Consider the following 5,146-nt stretch of genomic DNA (forward strand, 5'->3'; position numbering starts at 1 on the left):
ACATCTGCCTCGGCWGCGTGGCCTGGTCCGCGCCTGCCAGGAACAGCGTGACCACTACTTCGTCAAACGAGGTGGCAAATGCAAACAGAGCACCCGAGATGACACCCGGGGCGATGACGGGCAGTGTGATCCTGAAAAACGTCCGCAACGGGGTCTCGCCCAGGCTGAGCGACGCGCGCACCAGGTTGTGGTTAAAGCCTGCAAGCGTTGCGAGTACGGTGGTCAGCACAAAAGGCGCACCCAGCGCGGCATGCACCACGATCAGCCCGAAGTAGCTGTCGGCAAGGCCCAGCGGGGCGAAATACAGGTAGGTGGCCACGCCGACGACAACGATGGGGACCACCATGGGCGCGATGAGGATGCCCATGAGCAGGCTCTTGAACCGGAAGTTGGTTCTGGACAGGCCGACAGCCGCCAAAGTGCCCAGCGCGGTGGCGATCAGGGTTGCAGCGGGTGCCACGATGAAACTGTTTTTGGCAGCCCTGGCCCATTCAGGCGAATCCAGCAGGTTGCGGTACCACTTCAGCGACCAGCCCGGGATGGGGTAGCTCAGAAAAGAGCTGTCGGAAAAAGACAGCGGCACCATGACCAGGATGGGTGCCAGCAGGAAAACCAGAATGGCAACGCATGCGGCGCGCACCAGCCACCAGCCGGCCTTGTCTGCCAGGGTGGCATAGCGGGGAAAGGCGGGCCCTTTGATTTTAAACATGGTGGATTGGCGTCTGGGTCTGAAAAAGAAGGATGTCAACCAATGCTGAGTTCGGCCTTGCCGATGCGCCGGTAAACGCTGTAAAGAACCATGGTGGCCGTCAGCAGCACGGCACCCAGCGCACAGGCCATGCCCCAATTGACTTCCACGTTGGTATAGCGGGCGATGTAATAACTCAGCATCTGGTCATCCGCACCACCGAGCAGGGCGGGGGTGACGTAATAGCCGATCGAGAGGATGAACACCAGCAGCGCCCCGGCGCTGATGCCGGGATAGGTCTGCGGCACATACACCCGAAAGAAGGCAGCCAGCGGTGCGCTACCCAGGGAAACGGCGGCCCGCACGTACGTAGCGGGCACATTCTTCATCACGCTGTAAAGCGGAAGAATCATGAAAGGCAGCAGGATGTGCACCATGGCAATCACCACGCCTGCGCGGTTGAACAGCAGCGCCAGGGGGCTGTCTATGAGGCCGATACCCATCAGCCCCCGGTTGACCAAGCCTTCTGATTGCAGCAGCACGATCCAGGCCGCCACGCGCACCAGAATCGATGTCCAGAAAGGCACCAGCACCAGGATCATCAGCAGGTTGGCCTTGCGCGCCGGCAACGAGGCCAGCCACCAGGCCAGGGGGTAGCCCAGCGCCAGGCAAAARACGGTGACCAGAAAACTGATCTGAAAAGTTCGCAGCAAAATGGCGCCAAACGCGCGCTGATCCGGCGGCATGCGCTCTACCTCGCCCTTGCTGTCTCGCCGCAAGTCCACCGATGCCAGCAGATAGTCGGGCGTCCAGCGGGAACTGTTTTTGGCGATCGCTTGCCAGAAAAGCGGCTCCGCCCAGCGCGGATCAAGCTGGAGCAGCCTGGCCTGTATTTCTTCAGACGAGCCCGTGATGGGCAACGCGCGGTAGGTGCCCATGACAAGGGAGCGCGCACCCGGCACTTCGGAGTTGAGTCGCCGCGCGAGGGCGCCGGCATCTGAACTGTCAGAAAGATGGCCCAGGTCTTCCACCAGTGCTGCGTAACTTGCAGGGCCGGGGGGAGTCTGGGCGTTCCAGTCCTTGAGGCTTTGCGCCGTCCGGGGCAGCGCCCGCGCCACCTCCGGATTTTCAACGGCGCGTTGCAACAGGGCCGCAATCGGTACCAGCAAGGTCAGCAGCAAAAACACCAGCAAGGGCACTGTGAGCGCAAAGGCGCGCCATTTACGCCGTACATCCGCGCGCGACAGCGCCTGACGCAATGTGACGGCGTCATTGCCCTGAAGGGCGCCCTGGCTGGTGATGCTGCTCATGGGGTGCTTGCTCCGCCGGCTTATTGCGTCGCCCAGGCAGCAAAGCGTTTTTCAAGCGCCTCGCCCTGGTCGGCCCAGAAGCCAACATTCATCTGGATGGCCTCTTTGGCATTGGCCGGCGACGTTGGCAGATCGTCCAGCACCTTCTTGTCGAGCTTGGCCAAAGCCTGGTTGTTGACGGGGCCGTAGGCAATGTTCTGCGCATAGACGGCCTGGGTGGCGGGCTGGCTGGCAAAGGCGATGAATTTCATCGACGCGTCCTTGTTGGGCGCGCCTTTGGGGATGACCCAATAGTCCAGGTCATAAATGCCGCCGGGCCAGTAGATCTTCAGGTTGCGGCCTTCGCGGTTGGCGGCGTCGATGCGGCCGTTGTAGACGGTGCTGAGGGCGACGTCACCGGCCACGAGGAACTGCGCAGGCTGGGCGCCGGCTTCCCACCACTGGATGCTGGGCTTGAGTTCTGTGAGCTTGCGAAATGCGCGGTCGGCTCCGTCCTTGGTGGCCAGGACCTTGTAGACATCTGCAGGCTTGACACCGTCAGCCAGCAATGCAAATTCCAGGTTGTAACGGGCGCCCTTGCGCATGCCGCGCTTGCCGGGAATCTTCTTGACGTCCCAGAAATCGGCCCAGCTCGTGGGGGCGGTCTTGACCTTGTCGGCGTTCCAGGCCATCACGGTAGACCACACAAAAACACCCACGCCGCATTCTTTGACCGCTGCGGGCAGAAAGTCTGCCTTGGGGCCAATTTTGCTGAAGTCGATTTTTTCAAACAATCCTTCATCGCAACCGCGTTGCACATCGGGTGCTTCGACCTCGACCACATCCCAGGTGACTTTTTTCGTCTCGACCATGGCTTTGATCTTGGCCTGCTCGCCGTTGTATTCCACGGCAACAACTTTGGTGCCTGCTTTTTCGAAGGGCTCGTAGTAGGCCTTTTTCTGCGCATTGGCATTGGCGCCGCCGAAGTTGACGACAGTGATCTGCTGCTGCGCGAACGCGGGTACGGCCAGGCACGAAGCCATGGCAAGGGCAATGATGTTTTTCTTCATGGTGCTATTTCCTCGGTGGTTGATAAAGGCAGAAGGGAACGTTGAAAATGGTGAAAAGAGAAAGCGGTTACACCGCATAAATCCGCGTAAATTCGGGCGGAAATTCGAGGTGCACCGCTTCGCCCGGTTGCGGCGGCGGCTGGCCGTTCAACAGGGTGAGCGGCAGCTTGACTGTCGCTTCCGGCTGGCCGGCGCCGATGTCGCACAACAGCCGCAGGTGGTCGCCGAAATAGATGATGCGAGCCACGCGGGCCGGTAGCACGCCGGCAGATGAAGCCGGTACCTGGCGGTGCAGCACAATGCGCTCCGGCCGGATATAGGCTTCGACCTGCGCGCCATCAGCCGCCTGATTCACGTTGGTGCCGCCCAGAACGCGGCCATCCGGCAATTCGATGCCTGTGGCATTTCCCTTGCCTTTGAGTACCGTGCTGTCTCCGACGAAACCGGCAACAAAACGGTTGGAGGGCGTTTCATACAGCGCCTCTACAGGCGCCAGCTGCTGGATCGCGCCGTCGTTGAAAACAGCTACTCGGTCGCTCATAGTCAAGGCTTCCCCCTGGTCGTGCGTGACATAGACAAACGTGACGCCTAGCTGCTTGTGCAACTCCTTCAGCTCGATCTGCATGTGCTCGCGCAGCTGCTTGTCGAGTGCGCCCAGCGGTTCGTCCATCAACACCAGCTGGGGCTCGAACACCAGGGCCCGTGCCAGGGCAACGCGCTGCTGCTGGCCACCCGACAGCTGCCCGGGCAGGCGGTCCGACATGCCCGACAGGCGAACCATATCGAGCGCACGCTGTACGCGGCTGGCCTGGTCGCTTTTGACACCTTGCGCACCGTGAGCGGATAGGCCACGTTCTGGCCCACCGTGAGATGCGGAAACAGCGCATAGTTCTGGAACACCATGCCGAAGTTGCGTTTGTGCGGCGGTGTGCCCGTGATTTGCGAGCCGTTGAGGAAAATTTCCCCGGCGGTCGGCGACTCAAAGCCGGCCAGCATCATCAGCGTGGTGGTTTTCCCCGAGCCGGAGGGGCCGAGCAGGCTCAGGAATTCCCCGCGATGAATGTCGAGGTCGAGTTGCTGCACGACAAGCTGTTCGCCGTCATAGGTTTTCTGCACGCCTGAGAAGCGCACAAGGACATCGTTATCAGTCATCGTTTTTCCTGAGCTGTCCACGGAGATCAGCGCGATGCGGCGAGGCTGTCGGCCAGGATTTGCAGGCCCTCGTCCAGCAAGGCGTCTGACGCCGTGAGGGGAACCAGAATCCTGATCACGTTACCGTAGGTGCCGCATGAGAGCAATATCAATCCGCGCCGGGCGGCTTCGGTCACCACGCGTTTGGTCAGCGCCGCATCGGGGCGGGCAGGGTCCCCTTTTTCAAAGAGCTCTATGGCCACCATGGCGCCCAGGCCCCGCACGTCGCCGATAGAGGTTTCTTTTTTCGCAATCGCGTGCAGGCCTTTGACCAGATGGGCGCCCAGCGTCTTGCTGCGCTCCAGGAGTTTTTCTTTCTCAAAGGCCTTGAGCACAGCCAGCGCTGCCGCGCACCCAATGGGGCTGCCGGCGTAGGTGCCGCCCAGGCCGCCGGGGCCAGGTGCATCCATGACCTCGGCGCGGCCGACCAGGCCCGAGATCGGGAAACCGCCCGCCATGGATTTTGCGATGGCGATCAGGTCGGGCGCCACCGGCCATTGTTCACTGGCATACCAGGTACCTGTGCGGCCGGCGCCGGTCTGGACTTCATCGGCGATCAGCAGGATGCCGTGCCGGTCGGCCAGCGCCTTCAGGCGGCTGACGAACTCGGGCGGGGCAATGTAGAAGCCTCCTTCACCTTGCACCGGCTCAATGATGAAGGCTGCCACGCGCTCGGGCTCGACGTCGTTTTTGAGGATTTGTTCGACCGAATGCAGCGCCTGGTCGATGCTCACGCCGTGCAGCGCGTTGGGGTATTCGGCATGGAACACTTCGCCGGGAAAGGGGCCGAACCCCAGCTTGTAGGGCGCCACCTTGCCGGTCATGCCCAGTGTCATGTTGGTCCGGCCGTGATAGCCGCCGGTAAAGGCAATGATGCCGGGGCGCTTGGTGTAAGACCGCGCCACCTT

At 61.6% G+C, this 5,146-nt stretch carries 4 protein-coding genes and 1 pseudogene; all 5 read right to left on the minus strand.

Annotation, left to right across the window (positions count from 1 at the left end):
• Positions 1-709, minus strand: a 709-nt coding sequence (locus tag AC1D1P_RS13705) for an ABC transporter permease (RefSeq protein WP_477673366.1), incomplete at its 3' end; no start/stop codon positions are given.
• 35 nt (positions 710-744) lie between these two features.
• On the minus strand, positions 745-1,998 hold the full coding sequence (locus tag AC1D1P_RS13710) for an ABC transporter permease (protein ID WP_477673367.1): 1,254 nt from the start codon (positions 1,996-1,998) through the stop codon (positions 745-747).
• Between the two features lie 20 nt (positions 1,999-2,018).
• On the minus strand, positions 2,019-3,047 hold the full coding sequence (locus AC1D1P_RS13715; RefSeq protein WP_477673368.1) for an ABC transporter substrate-binding protein: 1,029 nt from the start codon (positions 3,045-3,047) through the stop codon (positions 2,019-2,021).
• 67 nt (positions 3,048-3,114) lie between these two features.
• A pseudogene (locus AC1D1P_RS13720) lies at positions 3,115-4,199 on the minus strand (ABC transporter ATP-binding protein).
• A 26-nt stretch (positions 4,200-4,225) separates the two neighbouring features.
• Positions 4,226-5,146 (minus strand): aminotransferase class III-fold pyridoxal phosphate-dependent enzyme (locus AC1D1P_RS13725; RefSeq protein ID WP_477673369.1); only part of this gene is annotated, 921 nt, incomplete at its 5' end.

The sequence above is a fragment of the Polaromonas sp. P1_E1_2 genome (assembly GCF_056406035.1).

What these genes read in the sequence shown, in the direction of transcription:
- AC1D1P_RS13715 (WP_477673368.1), bottom strand. Translation starts at nt 3,047, where the DNA reads ATGAAGAAAAACATCATTGCCCTTGCCATGGCTTCGTGCCTGGCCGTA.